Here is a 15,093-nt window from a genome sequence, read left to right as displayed (position 1 = left end):
GCATGGCGAAGATAATTGAAGGGAAGTTGTTAGCCAAAGGGATGAAGTTCGGTATTGCAGCGAGCCGTTTTAACGATTTTATCTGCGGCCGGCTGATTGAAGGCGCACTGGACGCACTGACCAGATCGGGCGCTGATGAAAAAGATATTGCGGTCTATAAGGTTCCCGGCGCTTTCGAGCTGCCGCTCGTAGCCAAAAAACTGGCGAAGACCGGCCGCTTTGATGCCGTCATCTGTCTCGGAGCGGTCATCCGTGGCGCTACGCCTCACTTTGAGTACATCAGCGCCGAGGTCTCGAAGGGTATTGCCTCCGTAGGTCTGGAGACGGAAGTCCCGGTCGCTTTTGGCGTTCTCACCACGGATACCATCGAGCAGGCCATTGAAAGGGCTGGCGCCAAGGCCGGCAACAAGGGCTGGGACGCGGCCCTGACGGCGATAGAAATGGTGGATCTTTTCCGGAAGTTGTAGTTAGCTGCTTTTCGGCGTTTATAGAGGAATAGATGCGACAGCGAAGAAAGGCCAGGGAAGTGGCCTTGCAGGTTCTTTACGGCCTTGATGTTTCAAAGGGATGCCTGCCGGAGGCCGTAGACCTTTTCTGGCAGAACTTTGAAGCTCCCGAAAAGGTCAAGGCTTTTTCCTCCGATTTAGTGGCCGGTACGTGGCAGAACGTGGAGCAGATAGATGCTCTCCTTGGCAGTTGCGCAGACAACTGGTCCGTAGAGAGGATGTCCCGGGTGGATCGCAGTATCCTCCGGATGGCGGTCTATGAACTGCTGCACTGCCATGATATCCCGCCCAAGGTCGCCATCAACGAAGCGATTGATTTGGGCAAGCTGTTCGGCTCCGAAAATTCCGGTGCCTTCATCAACGGCGTTTTAGACGCCCTTTATGCCAAATTGCGCGCAGATACCAATGTAACTAAATGAAATGAAAGGATAGTTTCAAGTGTCCAGAAAATACCATCCCCAGATGATTGAGGAAAAGTGGCAGCAACACTGGGAGAAAGAGAATACCTTCCAGGTTTTCGAAGATCCCGCCAAGAGTAAATATTACCTGCTAGAGATGTTTCCCTATCCCTCCGGCAAAATTCACATGGGCCATGTGCGCAACTATTCCATCGGCGATGTCGTGGCCCGCTACAAGCGCATGCGCGGCCATAATGTGCTGCACCCCATGGGCTGGGATGCCTTTGGCATGCCGGCGGAAAACGCCGCCATTGCACGGGGCGTTCATCCTGCGTCCTGGACGCGGGAAAACATCGCCCACATGAAAAAACAGTTACAGAGGATGGGGTTCAGTTATGACTGGAGCCGGGAACTTGCCACGTGCGATCCTGCCTACTACCGGTGGGAGCAACTCTTTTTCCTCTGGATGTATGAAAAAGGCCTGGCCTATAAAAAACGGGCCGACGTCAATTGGTGCCCCCAATGCCTGACGGTCCTCGCCAACGAGCAGGTGGAGTCCGGTCAGTGCTGGCGATGTTCTGCCGTCGTGGAAGAAAAGGTGCTGGAGCAATGGTTTTTCCGTATCACCGCTTACGTGGAAGAACTGCTCGCCGGCTGCGATAAACTGCCCGGCTGGCCCGAGCGGGTTATTGCCATGCAGAAGAACTGGATCGGCAAGAGTTACGGCTGTGAAGTTGATTTCCCGCGCGCAGACGGCAACGGGGCAATCAAGGTCTTTACCACGCGGCAGGATACCCTCTACGGGGCCACATTCATGCTCGTCGCTGCGGAGCACCCGCTGGTGATGGAACTCGTGCAGGGGAAGCCCCGGGAAGCGGAAGTCCGCACCTTCGTGGAAAAAGTAAAGAAACAGGACAAGGTCCTGCGGACGGCGGATACTTACGAAAAGGAGGGGGTCTTTCTTGATGCCTATTGTATCAATCCCCTTACGGAGAAGCTGATGCCAGTCTATGCAGCCAATTTTGTGCTGGCCGGATACGGCACCGGCTGCGTGATGGCGGTCCCGACCCACGACCAGAGAGATTTTGAATTTGCGAGAAAATTTGACCTGCCCCTGGTAGTCGTAATCCAGCCGCCCGGAAAAACCCTGGACCCCCAGACTATGCAGGAGGCTTACATTGAGGATGGCATCCTGGTAAATTCCGGTGTCTTTGACGGCCTGGAAAACATTAAAGCACTGGAGGTGATCGCGGCCCACCTGGAAGCCACCGGCAAAGGGCGGAAGACCGTTCAATACCGCCTGCGCGACTGGGGCATTTCCCGGCAGCGTTACTGGGGAGCGCCTATTCCGATGATCAATTGCGCATCTTGCGGCACTGTACCGGTGCCGGAAAACGAGCTGCCGGTCGTGTTGCCTCAGGATGTAGAGCTGACAGGGGAAGGCGGCTCGCCCTTAGCCAAACACCGCGCCTTTGTGGACACCACCTGCCCCAAATGCGGAGGTGCGGCCCAGAGAGAAACGGATACGATGGATACGTTCGTCGAATCTTCCTGGTATTTTGATCGTTTCTGTTCCGCCGATAATACGGAAAGGCCCGGTCTCGACCGGAAAAAGGTTGATTACTGGTTGCCCGTGGACCAGTACATAGGCGGCATTGAACATGCCATTCTCCACCTCCTCTATGCCCGCTTCTATACAAAAATGCTCCGTGATTTCGGGGTACTGGGCGTAGATGAACCTTTTACCAAGCTGCTGACCCAGGGCATGGTCTGCAAAGAGACCATGAGTTGCCAGGAACATGGCCATCTCTTCCCCCACGAGGCCAAGAACGGAAGCTGCACATACTGTGACGGCGCGGTCACCATCGGGAAAACGGAGAAGATGTCGAAGTCGCTGAAAAATGTGGTTGACCCAGATTATCTGATCCAGGAGTACGGCGCCGATACGGTCCGGATTTTCTGCCTTTTTGCCGCACCGCCGGAAAAAGACCTGGAATGGAGCGACCAGGGGGTGGAAGGCGGCTACCGTTTTCTGAGCCGGACCTGGCGCATCGTGATGGATTACCTGGACGACATCGGTTCTGTCACAACCTTTACAGGCCCCGGCGAGTTGGAGGGAGAGCTCAAGGCGCTCCGGAGGAAAACCCACCAGACCATCAAAAAAGTAACGAATGACATTGAGGAGCGCTTCCATTTTAATACGGCCATCAGCGCTGTTATGGAACTGGTCAATGCCCTCTACCAAATCCCTCGTCCCAATCGCAGCGACAGCTTGGCTCTCTCCGTCATTCGGGAAACTCTGGAGGCCGTTATTCTGCTTTTGGCGCCGATCGTCCCCCATATTGCCGAAGAACTCTGGCAGGCGCTCGGCTATCAGGAATGCCTGGGACTTGTTGCCCCCTGGCCATCCTATGACCCGGCGGTGGCGGCGGAGGAAGAGATTACCATCGTTATTCAGGTGAACGGCAAGGTGCGGAGCAGAATGTCCCTTGCTCCCGATGAAGATGGCGAAGAAATAAAGAAGAAAGCCCTGACAGACGAGAAGACCGGCAAATTTATCGCCGGCAAGAATATTCTGCGCGTCGTCTATGTGCCTCAAAAGCTGGTCAATATTGTTGTTCAGGAGCAGCCATGATGCAAATGCCTGAGGCTGGTAAAAGGTTAGCCAGCATTGGCGCTGTGGCCATATTGCTCATGCTCTGGGGGGTAACCGGATGCGGGTATCATCTTTATCCGGGGGGCGATGAAGGCGATAATAAAAGCGGCAAGATGAGCGCCAATATGAGCAATGATATCCGGAAGGTATTTGTAGCCGTTTTTACTAACAATACCCCGGAGGCCAACATAGAAACCGGCCTGCGGAATGCCTTTATTGATCAATTCATCAAAGGCCGGAGATTCAAGATAGTCAATGCCGAGGGCCTGGCCGATACCGTCTTGCAGGGCGACATCAAGAATCTGGTGGAGACGCCCCTCGCTTACCGGGGCGGCAGTAATTTGGCCGTGGAAAAGAGGATCACGGTTACCCTCTCGCTTGCCCTGACAGCCAAAGGCTCGCCAACCGCCCTCTGGCGTGTGGAAAACTTTTCTCAATGGGGGGATTATGTTCTTGATGGCACAAATTTATCTACCGGTCAGACCAGCCAGAAAAAAGCCCTCTCCAAGCTGGCTAATGACGTCGCCGAGAGGGCATACAGACTGATGACTGCGGATTTTTAATAAAACCTTAACCTGTGGGGGCGGGTTTGAAATCCGCCCCTACGGCAGGGCATTCACTTTTTTAGTGAGTCGCGCTATGCGCCGCGAGGCAGTCTTCTTATGAAAGGCGCCGCGGGCTGCCGCCCGGGCAATAGCCGGTATGGCGCTTTGCAGAGACTTGGTCGCTTCTTCTTTACCCTTGGCGGCCACTGATGCCGCAACTGCCTTCATACTTGTTTTAATACTGGAACGTAGCGAGGCGTTTCTTATACCGCGCTTTTCGTTTTGCGTGGCCCTTTTTTCTGCCGATTTATGTGTTGCCAATAGCCAAACCTCCTTTTTCTATGTGTTGAACTTGGCACCTCTATACGCAATCCTTCAACATGTCAAGTTTAAAGTCGCCTCATTAATGTACAATTAATTGGCTTTGTAGCAGTTATTATTTTTCAAGCGTTAACTAATTTATCCCGTTTATCGGGATCTGTTGACAGTTACCGGAGGGCGCAGGTTTTTGAGGAAATCGGGGCGGCGTTGCGTAATAAGAAAGTAGATATCTCCGCGTTTCGATGTTATGATAAATGATACGTCAAGAAGGTTCTGGAAGGGGCCGGTTACTTATTAAGTTAATGAGTTAATCTCACATTACTTACTTAATTACAGAAAGGGGATAACCGATGGAAACAACAGCGGCGAAAACGGAAGGAATGGCTGCGCTGCAGGATAGCATAAAGAAATTTGGTCTGATCCCGTGAAGAAGATTTTGCTTCTCGGCCTACCGAATGTCGGCAAAAGCACGATATTCAGCCGCTTGATTAACGATACAATCAGTACCTCCATGTATCCCGGCACCGTCGTGGAGATTAAAAGAGGCGCCCTGAAGGTGGAAGGGCACAAGACGGAAATAATTGATATCCCGGGCATATATAATCTGCTTGCTAACTCTGACAATGAGAAGGTGGCGCGTAGTATCCTGATTGACGAGACGCCGGAGCTGGTGGTGCAAATCGCGGATGCCAAAAATATCAAGCGATCACTGGCGCTGACTGCAATGCTGGCTGAATTTCATCTTCCCCTGGTACTCGTTTTAAATATGGTAGATGAGGCCGCCCAAAAGGGGATCAAGATCAAGCGGCATAAGCTGGAAGAGATGCTGGGCGTCCCCGTAATAGAAACGGTGGCCTCGGAAGGCGTAGGTATCGCCACGCTTGTTGCGGCTCTCGGCGGAGCCGGGGGGGCGCCTTCCTTCCCCTCCCGGTTGCCGGAGGTGCTTACGGAGGCGATCCAACGGCTGACGGCGCTGATGCCGGACGAGAAGCAGCCGGAGTGGAAAAAACGGGCATTGTCGTGTTTCTGTCTGGCCGATGAGCAGGAGACCGCGCGCCAGGCCCGGCAAACAAGCGCCCTTGGCGCCAACGATGACGCGCAGCACATTATGGCTGAGGCCAAGCGAACACTGTACCGGCCCCTTGATCTGGTTATTTCCCGGGCCGGCAATGCCTGGGCAGAGGCATTATGCGCGGAGTCAATCTACTTCACACCTATTTCCTCCACGCCGTTATTAGACCGGATCGGCAACCTGGCCTTGACGCCGATTGCCGGCTCCCTGATACTTTTTATTATTCTGCTGGCGTTGTATTTTATTGTGGGGAAGTTTGCCGCGGGTTATCTGGTGAATTTTTTAGTAAAGGATTTCTTCGGCGGCGTTGTGGGCCCCGTCCTGAATAATATTGTGGCCATGATACCTTACGCTCCGGCGAGAGATATTATGATGGGCGAATACGGTCTCTACAACATGGCGATTGTGCCCCTGCTCGGCCTGGTGTTGCCGGTGATCGTGGTTTTTTTCTTTACCTTTGGTTTTATTGAGGATTCTGGCTATTTTACCCGGCTTTCCATCCTGCTCAACAGATTGTTCAATAAAATCGGGCTCAATGGCAAGGCCGTGCTGCCCATAGTGCTCGGCTTTTCCTGTGTCACCATGGCTACTCTTTCCACCCGGGTGCTGGACAGCAAAAGAGAACGGTTTATAGCCATCTTCCTGCTTTCGCTCGGCGTTCCCTGTTCCGCAAAATTGAGTATGATTCTGGTTATTATGGCGCAGGTTTCTTTTTCTGCCTTTTTCGTGGTGTTCGGGGTCGTTTTTTCTCTGACGCTGGCCACCGGTTTCATCCTGAACAGGCTGATGCCGACCGAATCTTCCCATTTTATCATGGAAATTCCTCCGATCCGCATTCCGAGTCTGAAAAATATCATCACCAAAACTTCCTACCGGTCGCTGCTGTTTCTCCGGGAGGCGCTGCCGCTTTTCATCATCGGCGCGCTGGGACTTTTTACAGTCGCCAGGATCGGTCTTCTAATTGCCCTGGAAGACTTTTTTGCCCCCGTCGTCAAAGGCTTTATGGGCTTGCCGCCGCAGTTTGCCGAGTCCCTGATCATGGGCTTTATCAGGGGAGAGGCGGGCATTGCGGTGCTCAAAAAGCTGGTGGACGCCGGTGTCATGGATCATCGGCAATTGGTGGTGGCGATGATCGTCACGAGCCTTTCTATCCCCTGTGTAACGAACTTTCTGCTCATCATCAAGGAACAAGGCGCGAAGAAGGCCCTGGCCATTATTTTTTCCGTAACCGCCTGCGCCGTTATGACCGGGGGAATCATGAACTATTTTTTCCGGTGGAAAAATTATACTTTTTAAGGGGGTGACCTATGAAAATTGTAGATGTAACTGCCGAGACTCTCGAGACTATCTGGACGTTGGAGGAAAAAGGGAGCTGCACGGTAGAAAACGTCCTGAAGGAACACGCCGCCGCCATTGGCTATATTGTGGATGACGAAATCTTATCGGAGCTGGAAAAAAGCGGCCTCGTGAAAATAAGCGGCCCGGATATAGCTCTCACTGCCGAGGGAAAGGTGCAGGCGGAGCCTATCATCCGCAGGCACAGACTGGCCGAAAGGCTCCTGGTGGATGTTTTGGGCATGACGTTTGGGGAAATGGAAGAGTCGGCCTGTGAGTTTGAGCACACGTTGGCGCCCGGACTTACCGAGGCAATCTGCACCTTGCTGGGCCACCCGCGGGAATGTCCCCACGGGTTCCCGATACCGGAGGGAGGCTGCTGCAATCGAGCGGAGAGTTCTGTCAAAGCGTTTGTTAAATCTCTCGATGCCCTGGAGGTAGGCGATGAGGTCAGGATTTCCTTTATCAGAAAAGCGGACCCCGTCTTGATCGGCAAGCTGGTGTCTTTTGGCGTGTCGCCCGGGAAAAAGATAAAAATCCGCCAGAAGTTCCCCGCTTATGTCATTCAGATTGATAATACCCAGATCGCCCTGGAACAGGATATTGCCATGGGCATCTATGGATTGAAGATATAAATGGTCTTTAATGACGGCTGGGGCTGAATATCACCGAACGTAAAGTCTTGCAGGCTATCCCGGCCATCGGCGCCGCTGTCGGGGGGTCGGCCAACGCCTGGTTCATCAATGATGTAGGCTGGGCGGCCAGGCGCGCCTTTCAGGCAAGATGGCTCATCGAAAATAATATGACGGAAGTCTGAGATGGCCGGGGAAAACCTCTCAAAGTCAAAAATCATTGAAGTTGTTTTTTTTGGAGATCCTATTACCTAATCGGAATAATCACTTCCACCCTTCGGTTCAGAGATCTTCCCGTTTCGGTTGCATTTGTCGCAACGGGTTGCGTTGCCCCGAGGCCTTCTGCTGCAACCTGAAGGGGCGGAATATTTTGGTATGCAACAAGGTATTCCCGGACTTTTTGCGCCCGCTTCTCAGACGTAGCCTGGTTAACTTCCGGCTTTCCTCTACTATCGGTATGTCCCTGAACAGCAACCTTATTGTCGGTGTTAGCTTTTAATAATTTCCCGAGGTTATTCAATATTTCTTTTCCTGACGGCTTAAGATCATTGGCAGGGGTAAAGAGGTCGCTGATCAGAATGGTCAGAATAATCTTTTTATCGCCCAACTTAACCGCCACATTGGGAATGTTGCCGGCTGCGGAAAGCACGGCCTTTTCGCGCTCCAAGGCTTGCATCCTGACCTGCAGGGCGGCAAGCTTACGCTGATCTTCAGACAATTTTTCCTCCCTGGCCTTCAGTTCCATTGCTTCCTTTGCGCGCTGGGTTTCTATTGCTGCGGCCTTTAATTTGGCCTCTATAGCCGCCTTCTCCTTTTCTGCAGCTCGTTGAACTTCCTTCAATTGTGCTTCCTGGACTTCCTTTTCTTTGCGGGCTTCGAGTTCGGCCGTTCCTCTTCGGACATCCTGCAATTCCTTTTTCCTAATGGTCTCCAGCTCTGCCAATTTTTGCTGGGCCTCCTCTAACTGCTTGCGCTCGGCCTCGGCCTTGGCCTGGATTTCTTTGGCTTTATCAGCTTCGGCAATCTTTTCCTTCAGGATGGCAAGGGAACTCTGGTAGTCGGCAAGGTCTTTTTGTGTATCCTTCAATTTGGCTATGGTGGCATCCCTATTCGCTTTGGCTGTAGCGATCATGGCTTTTAATTTCGCCATAGTGGCCAAAAAAACAACCTCATCATCCTTGACCTTCCTCATTTTTACAGTGCTGAATATGGATATGCCGGAATTGGAGTCGCCGTAGGACTTTTCCGCCTGAAATAGCCAGGATTTTGCTGCGGTAAAATCGTCTAACGCTTTTTGTTCGGCCTCTGCCTTGCGGGCTTGCTCAATTGCGAGCTTGGCTTCTTCAATGAATTGGGCAGGGGTGGCTTCGGCAGACATTACCGGAGAAAGAGGGACGACAAACCCCAGAATAATGAGAAAAAATAATATTCTTCCGCCTGAACGTTTAAATATTTTCATGATCCTGCCCTCCTCAAGGCGCCTTCTTCAAATGCTCGATTTCGGACTTGATCTTATCCAATGATTCTTTTGCCGCTGTCAACTTCCCGACATCTATCTGCAATTCTGCACTGGCTTTTGCCAGTTCGGCATAGGTCCTGGCCAAGCGGGAAGCATGGCTGAACAGCACTCGATCCTTAGATTGCCTCGCGTTGACAGCCGTTTTAATGAGCTCTTGGGCTTGTTGCATTAATTCAGGCGCCAATTGCTCTGTCTGCATACTACGGGCATTCTCTATGGATGCCTTAGCATCTGAAAATTCCTGTTCCTGAGCCGGCTCCATGCTTTCTGCCTGTACAACGTTTGAAAAAGCTAATACAAACGATAGTGAACATATGGATGCCCCCAATAGCAGAAAATTTCTTGCCGACATGATACCCTCCTAAAAGATGAAAGAGATTACCAAATATGTATGTTGATGGAAAATAAGGTGTCTGGTTAACGTATGTTAACGTATCTGTCAAGAATTTTATCTAGACAACAGGCTGAACCACGTATGCCTCTCTAAAAACGAATTGGGAACATTTTGCTCCATTTCTTCAAAGAGAGCTAAGGGCACAGCAAAAGTCATCAGATTTGGATTATTCAACTGCTTGCGGATATAGACGCGCGCGGAAAGATCGGTTAAACCAACCACCGCACGGGGCTTGGCTGATTGTGCCTCCCGGTAAGGATAGATTCCGATAGTCTGGCAACCGGCCGCATAAGGCATAATCACATTCTCGTTATCGCCTCTCCCGAAGTTGGCCAGAACGGTCAGAGCGGAGAGCTGATCAGGATTAACAAAAAAAATAACCACCCGAGGTTTTTCGAGAGCAGAATCAACTTTATTTAGCGGCTGAAACACTACATATTTTTCAGGAATCTCTGTAATGGGCAAGGCCTTGACAAATTTCTCGACCAGAACGGGCGACTTGATATAGCGCTCGCCATGTAAAAAATTATCATAACTTTCTGCTGTCATATAAGGCTTAATCTTCTCGGCCAGTTCCGGTCCACCAGTCCTTGCGGCATTGCCGGTTGAGAGAAAATGGCAAAAGCCTTCTTCACCGCCGGGGAAATTTTTATACTGATTACCGAACCCAAGGCCAACGCCACCACCGAAACAACCGAATGTTTTCCCGTCTGCAACCGCGCTCTTCCCTTTGGCGGCGGCAGCAGCCAGCCACATCACACATCCCCATTTATTTTCGGAAAACTGCATCGCATCCTTCGGCTTTTCGTTTGACAAGAGAATGGCAACTGGCTGGTATTGAAGCTGAATTGCTTTAGCGATTGCACTTTCCATCATGTTGTAAAGTCATCATCCTTTTTATTTTTCAATTGCCCCCGCGCGTCTCTATCAGCCGTAATTTGCGGGATAAGCGAGTATAGCATGGAGGCCTGCACTAATGAAGAGGATCATTCCCATTCTCCGGTGCATTGGAAATGGTACTTTGATCCATCGAAGCCCCGTACTTAGCTGGAACAGGATCAGGATCAGGTTGATAAACCCCAGGATTAAAATGATCGAAACTCCGCCGATCTTCATATTAAACCATCCTGTTGAGGTTGATTACTTCACCACTATTTTATGTATTATCGGCCCTTTGCTGCCATGGACATTGCAACTCGACTCGGCGACGATTTCCGTATCTTTTGTGACCTTGATCTTGATTTCTTTGCTGAAGACCGCTCCCTCAGGGCGATTCTCTTTGGTATAGTCCCACCGGTTTAACGCTTTCCTGTCGGCTGTCACACTCAACCACTCGGTATAATGGGAAGCAGTATTCGCATTATGGGTGGACGTGATCTGGAGAGTCACCTCAGATCCTTTGGCAGCCTCGGCCGGTCCCTTAATGGAAGTTTCCGACTTGTTCGCGAGGGCAAGATTAACCGGGAGCAAAATAAATGCCAGCATTAGCGTCACAACCAACGTGATTTTTTTCATTTATTTTACCTCCGTCAATACTTTGCTTGCGGCAAAAGAGCCCAGTTGCCGTTCGATATTCAAACCCTCTTACTTTATCAAAATTTGGTGCCGAAGCCGGGACTTGAACCCGGATGGCCGTAAGCCACTACCCCCTCAAGATAGCGTGTCTACCATGTTCCACCACTTCGGCATTTTCAAAGATACAGGACTGCTTCCTTAATAATTATTTAGCTGCCGGGGGTATCCCGGGTAGGGCTGGGCCCTGGGTTTTTTCAGCGCCGACAGGCGTGGCCGGTTTTTGTGTCGTCTGCGGCGCGGCCTTCCTGGTATCAGAACGGGAAACAGAGTCCATAATGGATGAACCCTTGTAAACGGAAAAATATGACAGGGTCAGCGACGTCAGCATGAATACCGCAGCCACAATGGTGGTCATCTTGCCCAAAAATGTTCCGGCGCCGCTGCTGCCGAAAACCGTCTGACTTGATCCCCCGAAGGCGGCGCCCATATTTGCCCCCTTGCCGGCCTGCAGAAGCACGACCAAAATCAGAATGATACAAACGATAACATGCAGTAAGGTAATAAAAATATGCACTTGTTAACCCTCCCAAAATTCATTAAAATTCCACTATCTGAGCAAAGGATTCCACGTCCAGACTTGCTCCCCCCACCAGGACGCCGTTGATATCCCGCTGTGCCATGAGGGCCTTGATGTTGGCCGGATTGACGCTGCCTCCATAAATGACGGGCATCTGGCGGGAAAATTCCTCTCCGTACACCCCGCCTGCCACTCCACGAATATGCTTATGCACTGCGGCGGCCTGCTCCGGTGAAGCTGTCTGGCCCGTTCCAATCGCCCATACCGGTTCATAAGCGAGCACCACCCGCGCTGCATCGGCAGCACTTATGTCTTTCAGCCCTTCCGTAATCTGCCTGTCCACGACGGCAAATGTCTGACCGGCCTCCCGCTCGCTCAGCGTTTCGCCGATACACAAGATGGGCTGCAGGCCGGATTGTATGACCGCCTTAAGCTTCCTGTTGATCAGGGCGTCGCCCTCTCCGAAAAGGGCGCGACGTTCCGAATGACCGACAATGACGTACTGACAGCCAGCATCTACAAGCATGCGCGGCGATACTTCGCCGGTAAATGCCCCTGCTTCGCGGTCCCAGACATTCTGGGCCGCCAGACCAATCCCCGTTTCCTTGAGCGCCCCCGCCATTGCATAGAGAGCGGTAAAAGGTGGCGCTATCACTACTTTCCTGCCCGCCGTTTCTTTGATCCTGGCCCGGAGGCGGACGACAAAATCCATCCCCTCCGTAATTGTCTTGTACATCTTCCAGTTGCCGACGATAAGGGGCGGAAACATCGCTTAAGCTCCCTTTTTACCGATATACAAGGCCAGATCCCGGATGCGGCAGGCATAACCGCTTTCATTGTCATACCAGGAAAATACCTTGACGAAATTCCCGGCGATCACTTTGGTCAAAGCGGCATCCACGATGGAAGAATAAGAACTGCTCATAAAATCTATGGAAACCAGCTCCTCTTCGCAAAACTGCAGGAGGCCTTTTAAACTTCCGGACGCAGCTTCCTTGAAAGCGGCGTTAACTTCCTGGGCCGTCACCGTCTTGCCAAGCTCAACCGACAGATCTACCAGCGAAACGTTCGGCGTGGGAACGCGTAGGGCAAGACCGTCCAGTTTCCCTTTCAGGGCCGGAATCACCTCCGCCACGGCTGCCGCAGCGCCTGTGGAGGTGGGCACAATGGACATGGCCGCGGCCCGCCCCCGTCTCAGATCCTTGTGCGAACCATCCAGTAGCCTTTGATCCATGGTGTAGGAATGGACCGTCGTCATCAATCCTTTCACAATGCCGAAATTATCGTTGAGAATCTTGGCAACGGGTGCCAGGCAATTGGTTGTACAGGAAGCATTGGAGACTATGTTGTGCTTGGCCGGGTCATAGGTGCCTTCATTGACCCCCATCACGAATGTTCCATCCATGCCCTTGCCGGGAGCAGCCAGGATTACCTTTCTGGCGCCGGCGCTGATATGTCCCACGACATCTTCACGCTTGGTAAATTTCCCCGTTGACTCGACCAGCACATCTATGCCTAGATCGCGCCAGGGAAGATCGGCCGGAGTTGTGGTGGCGCCCAGTACCTTTATTTTTTTACCGTTAACAATAATTCCATCATCATCGGCCGACACCTCCGCCCGGATTTTGCCGTGCACGGAGTCATATTTGAGCAGATGGGCCAGAACAGCAGGCTTGGCCCTGGTGTTAACAGCAACTACTTCGATATCCTCATACCCAAGGCAGGCCCTGACCAAATATCTCCCGACCCTGCCGAATCCATTGATTGCCAACCTCACACTCATCGCTTACCTCCTGTTCCAAGATGTTAGTAAAAGTGACTGCATCATAGCCACCCTGCGACTTTTTGTCAATAACTTTGACGTGTAACTTTGATGTGGCATAAAATACCTGGCAAGACGAACTTGCCACATCTACTACCGGCTTTTTTGAACATCCACCCGATCGCAATAATCCCTGATCGGGCAGTTCGTGCAAAGGGGAGAAACAGGCCGGCAGGTCCGGCGGCCGAAGGCCACCAGTAAAGTATTGTAGGCGATCCAGTACCTGTGCGGCAGCTTCCCCCTCAAAGCGAATTCTGTTTCGTCGGGGGTTTTCGTCCGGACGTATCCCAGCCTGTTGGAAATCCGATGAACATGGGTATCTACGCAAATGCCTGGTTTGCCGAAGCCCAAGGTTACCACGAGATTGGCCGTCTTTCGGCCCACACCCGGCATGGTAAGCAACGTCTCGATGGTATCGGGAACATGGGAATTATAAAGATCCACCAGTTCCCGGCAGACAGCAAGGATCGTCCTGGACTTGTTACGATAAAAGCCGGCTGGATAAATGGCCTGGGCAATCGTTTCCGGAGCAAGGGCCAGCATCTCCGCCGGGTTGCTGGCCAGACGGAAGAGGCGCCGCGTTGACTCGGCGGTTACCTCGTCCTTGGTCCTCAGGCTGATCAGGGTAGAAATTAGAATGGTAAAAGGGTCGCTGTGTCCTTCGGCCAGATAGGACACAATCGGCATTTCCGACTTTTTTAGCTCCTCGGCCAGCAGGGGAATAATCTCTTCCATGTCCCGGTCATTCATAACCCTCTTCTGCTGCCAGCATATCCAGGTGCAAGGTGGCAATATCCTCGACATCAAGATTGGCATTTTTTGCGACATCGGTGGAATCAACCATTTTCACGTATCTTTTGCACACATTGCACACATCAACGCGGTATCTCTCTTCACCTTCAACGGTGAAATAGGCCAGGTTTTTTTGCTCCTCATTGCCGCAGAAAGGGCATTTGATCAGGCTGTAATTCCATTCCAGGCCGCATTGATTGCAGAAAAGCAAGCGCTGTTCTTCATTATCTTTCAGCTCGCCGATCTTCGGCTCCTTGCCGCAAATCGGGCAATATCCCTCCGCCCATTCCGATTTCGCGATGATGTCGCCGTATTGCCCGGCAAAATACTCCAGGGCCGGCCGCAAACTTTCCTCGACAAATAGCTCAATGAGATCAAAGGTATCATCATCAACATCCGGGGCCAGTTCCTCTTCGCAGGAGGGATCAAAAGAGTTGCGGATCACATCCGCGAAATCAAGTTCCCCAGACTTAATCTGCCGGGCAAATTCCGTTGTTTCACCGGGCATGCGGTTTTCCGCTATCTCCAAAAGACGCAGGAAATAATCTCTGGCTGGCCGGTAATCAAAGTTAACTACGGTAAAATCAAGGAGGGGCAGGCCTCCGGAAAGTTTCTTGGCAATCAGCCTCTCATCCAGGGGGAAGGTCATCTGCCTCATATTTTGGCGATATTCCTCCCGCAGAATAAGTATCTCGCTCAAGATATCGAACAACTCGGTATAGTGGGGACTCAGCGACTTATATTTTTCGATCATTTTTAACGTTTCTACCAGCATTTCAGCCATTTATTCATCTACTCCTTGTAACTCGACCTTTTGGCAGTCGCTGTATATATTCTTTCTTGTAGTACTTCAAGCTATTATTTGGATCGTCTCCATTGTTATGAAAGAGAATCAGAACATCGAATGGCGATTCCGGATGAGAAACTACTCATACTAAGTTGCATTCATACATAAACTAATATATAATATCCTCCATAAAAAACTATGGAGGGAGATATGCGACCACCG

At 51.5% G+C, this 15,093-nt stretch carries 18 protein-coding genes and 1 tRNA gene; 7 read left to right on the top strand and 12 right to left on the bottom strand.

Annotated features, from left to right (window positions below; genetic code table 11):
* Positions 1 to 2 precede the first annotated feature (2 nt).
* Genes ribE through lptE form a run of 4 tightly spaced genes read left to right on the top strand, consistent with a single transcriptional unit; the run spans position 3 to position 4,123 of the window.
* Positions 3 to 467: a 6,7-dimethyl-8-ribityllumazine synthase gene (ribE, locus tag NT140_12935; protein ID MCX5832765.1), complete on the top strand. Its 465-nt coding sequence runs from the start codon at positions 3 to 5 to the stop codon at positions 465 to 467.
* Positions 468 to 499: 32 nt separating this feature from the next.
* Complete coding sequence (gene nusB, locus NT140_12930) at positions 500 to 925, top strand: transcription antitermination factor NusB (GenBank protein MCX5832764.1); 426 nt, start codon at positions 500 to 502, stop codon at positions 923 to 925.
* Between the two features lie 19 nt (positions 926 to 944).
* Complete coding sequence (leuS, locus tag NT140_12925) at positions 945 to 3,539, top strand: leucine--tRNA ligase (protein MCX5832763.1); 2,595 nt, start codon at positions 945 to 947, stop codon at positions 3,537 to 3,539.
* Positions 3,536 to 4,123 (top strand): LPS assembly lipoprotein LptE, encoded by a 588-nt coding sequence (gene lptE, locus NT140_12920; protein MCX5832762.1) that lies wholly within the window; start codon positions 3,536 to 3,538, stop codon positions 4,121 to 4,123. Before leuS ends, lptE begins: the two co-directional genes overlap by 4 nt.
* Before the next feature lie 39 nt (positions 4,124 to 4,162).
* On the opposite strand, the gene rpsT is transcribed toward lptE, so the two are convergent.
* Positions 4,163 to 4,426: a 30S ribosomal protein S20 gene (gene rpsT / locus NT140_12915; GenBank protein MCX5832761.1), complete on the bottom strand. Its 264-nt coding sequence runs from the start codon at positions 4,424 to 4,426 to the stop codon at positions 4,163 to 4,165.
* A 424-nt stretch (positions 4,427 to 4,850) separates the two neighbouring features.
* Between rpsT and feoB the strand changes: the two genes are divergently transcribed.
* From feoB to NT140_12900, 3 genes are read left to right on the top strand one after another with little or no spacing between them, the layout of a single operon-like run.
* Positions 4,851 to 6,794, top strand: coding sequence for a ferrous iron transport protein B (gene feoB, locus NT140_12910; GenBank protein MCX5832760.1), 1,944 nt, complete (start codon positions 4,851 to 4,853; stop codon positions 6,792 to 6,794).
* A gap of 11 nt (positions 6,795 to 6,805) precedes the next feature.
* On the top strand, positions 6,806 to 7,468 hold the full coding sequence (locus NT140_12905; protein ID MCX5832759.1) for a metal-dependent transcriptional regulator: 663 nt from the start codon (positions 6,806 to 6,808) through the stop codon (positions 7,466 to 7,468).
* 29 nt (positions 7,469 to 7,497) lie between these two features.
* Complete coding sequence (locus tag NT140_12900; GenBank protein ID MCX5832758.1) at positions 7,498 to 7,650, top strand: EcsC family protein; 153 nt, start codon at positions 7,498 to 7,500, stop codon at positions 7,648 to 7,650.
* Between the two features lie 62 nt (positions 7,651 to 7,712).
* Here NT140_12900 and NT140_12895 read toward each other — a convergent pair whose 3' ends face one another.
* The 11 genes from NT140_12895 to NT140_12845 all read right to left on the bottom strand — a co-directional run bounded on the left by NT140_12895 (position 7,713) and on the right by NT140_12845 (position 14,868).
* Positions 7,713 to 8,924, bottom strand: a complete 1,212-nt coding sequence (locus tag NT140_12895; protein ID MCX5832757.1) for an OmpA family protein — start codon at positions 8,922 to 8,924, stop codon at positions 7,713 to 7,715.
* A 13-nt stretch (positions 8,925 to 8,937) separates the two neighbouring features.
* On the bottom strand, positions 8,938 to 9,336 hold the full coding sequence (locus NT140_12890; GenBank protein MCX5832756.1) for a DUF4398 domain-containing protein: 399 nt from the start codon (positions 9,334 to 9,336) through the stop codon (positions 8,938 to 8,940).
* A 96-nt stretch (positions 9,337 to 9,432) separates the two neighbouring features.
* Entirely contained in the window at positions 9,433 to 10,251 is an 819-nt protein-coding gene (locus NT140_12885; protein MCX5832755.1) for a DUF169 domain-containing protein, read from the bottom strand.
* A gap of 54 nt (positions 10,252 to 10,305) precedes the next feature.
* Positions 10,306 to 10,494, bottom strand: coding sequence for a hypothetical protein (locus tag NT140_12880; protein MCX5832754.1), 189 nt, complete (start codon positions 10,492 to 10,494; stop codon positions 10,306 to 10,308).
* Positions 10,495 to 10,518: 24 nt separating this feature from the next.
* Positions 10,519 to 10,893, bottom strand: a complete 375-nt coding sequence (locus NT140_12875) for a desulfoferrodoxin family protein (protein ID MCX5832753.1) — start codon at positions 10,891 to 10,893, stop codon at positions 10,519 to 10,521.
* Positions 10,894 to 10,978: 85 nt separating this feature from the next.
* Positions 10,979 to 11,065 (bottom strand) — tRNA-Leu (locus NT140_12870).
* A 33-nt stretch (positions 11,066 to 11,098) separates the two neighbouring features.
* A complete protein-coding gene (gene secG, locus NT140_12865; protein ID MCX5832752.1) occupies positions 11,099 to 11,467 on the bottom strand; it encodes a preprotein translocase subunit SecG in 369 nt (122 codons plus the stop codon).
* A 22-nt stretch (positions 11,468 to 11,489) separates the two neighbouring features.
* A complete protein-coding gene (tpiA, locus tag NT140_12860) occupies positions 11,490 to 12,239 on the bottom strand; it encodes a triose-phosphate isomerase (protein ID MCX5832751.1) in 750 nt (249 codons plus the stop codon).
* Positions 12,240 to 12,242: 3 nt separating this feature from the next.
* Positions 12,243 to 13,253: a type I glyceraldehyde-3-phosphate dehydrogenase gene (gene gap / locus NT140_12855; GenBank protein ID MCX5832750.1), complete on the bottom strand. Its 1,011-nt coding sequence runs from the start codon at positions 13,251 to 13,253 to the stop codon at positions 12,243 to 12,245.
* A gap of 132 nt (positions 13,254 to 13,385) precedes the next feature.
* Positions 13,386 to 14,042: an endonuclease III gene (locus tag NT140_12850; GenBank protein MCX5832749.1), complete on the bottom strand. Its 657-nt coding sequence runs from the start codon at positions 14,040 to 14,042 to the stop codon at positions 13,386 to 13,388.
* Entirely contained in the window at positions 14,035 to 14,868 is an 834-nt protein-coding gene (locus NT140_12845; GenBank protein MCX5832748.1) for a formate dehydrogenase accessory protein FdhE, read from the bottom strand. The genes NT140_12850 and NT140_12845 overlap by 8 nt, the downstream gene beginning before the upstream one ends.
* Positions 14,869 to 15,093: the final 225 nt, after the last annotated feature.

Source organism: Deltaproteobacteria bacterium (genome assembly GCA_026388415.1).
In the GTDB taxonomy this organism is placed as follows: Bacteria; Desulfobacterota; Syntrophia; order Syntrophales; family JACQWR01; genus JAPLJV01.
The sequence above is the reverse complement of the archived record's forward strand: the minus strand, read 5'-3'. Positions and strand labels throughout refer to the sequence as shown.

Excerpts from the sequence above, each read along its gene's own strand:
- NT140_12905 (MCX5832759.1), top strand. The coding sequence starts at position 6,806 with ATGAAAATTGTAGATGTAACTGCCGAGACTCTCGAGACTATCTGGACG.
- NT140_12850 (MCX5832749.1), bottom strand. The coding sequence starts at position 14,042 with ATGAATGACCGGGACATGGAAGAGATTATTCCCCTGCTGGCCGAGGAG.
- tpiA (MCX5832751.1), bottom strand. The coding sequence starts at position 12,239 with ATGTTTCCGCCCCTTATCGTCGGCAACTGGAAGATGTACAAGACAATT.
- NT140_12885 (MCX5832755.1), bottom strand. The coding sequence starts at position 10,251 with ATGGAAAGTGCAATCGCTAAAGCAATTCAGCTTCAATACCAGCCAGTT.
- NT140_12890 (MCX5832756.1), bottom strand. The coding sequence starts at position 9,336 with ATGTCGGCAAGAAATTTTCTGCTATTGGGGGCATCCATATGTTCACTA.
- nusB (MCX5832764.1), top strand. The coding sequence starts at position 500 with ATGCGACAGCGAAGAAAGGCCAGGGAAGTGGCCTTGCAGGTTCTTTAC.
- gap (MCX5832750.1), bottom strand. The coding sequence starts at position 13,253 with ATGAGTGTGAGGTTGGCAATCAATGGATTCGGCAGGGTCGGGAGATAT.
- ribE (MCX5832765.1), top strand. The coding sequence starts at position 3 with ATGGCGAAGATAATTGAAGGGAAGTTGTTAGCCAAAGGGATGAAGTTC.
- NT140_12875 (MCX5832753.1), bottom strand. The coding sequence starts at position 10,893 with ATGAAAAAAATCACGTTGGTTGTGACGCTAATGCTGGCATTTATTTTG.
- NT140_12895 (MCX5832757.1), bottom strand. The coding sequence starts at position 8,924 with ATGAAAATATTTAAACGTTCAGGCGGAAGAATATTATTTTTTCTCATT.
- lptE (MCX5832762.1), top strand. The coding sequence starts at position 3,536 with ATGATGCAAATGCCTGAGGCTGGTAAAAGGTTAGCCAGCATTGGCGCT.
- NT140_12880 (MCX5832754.1), bottom strand. The coding sequence starts at position 10,494 with ATGAAGATCGGCGGAGTTTCGATCATTTTAATCCTGGGGTTTATCAAC.
- NT140_12845 (MCX5832748.1), bottom strand. The coding sequence starts at position 14,868 with ATGGCTGAAATGCTGGTAGAAACGTTAAAAATGATCGAAAAATATAAG.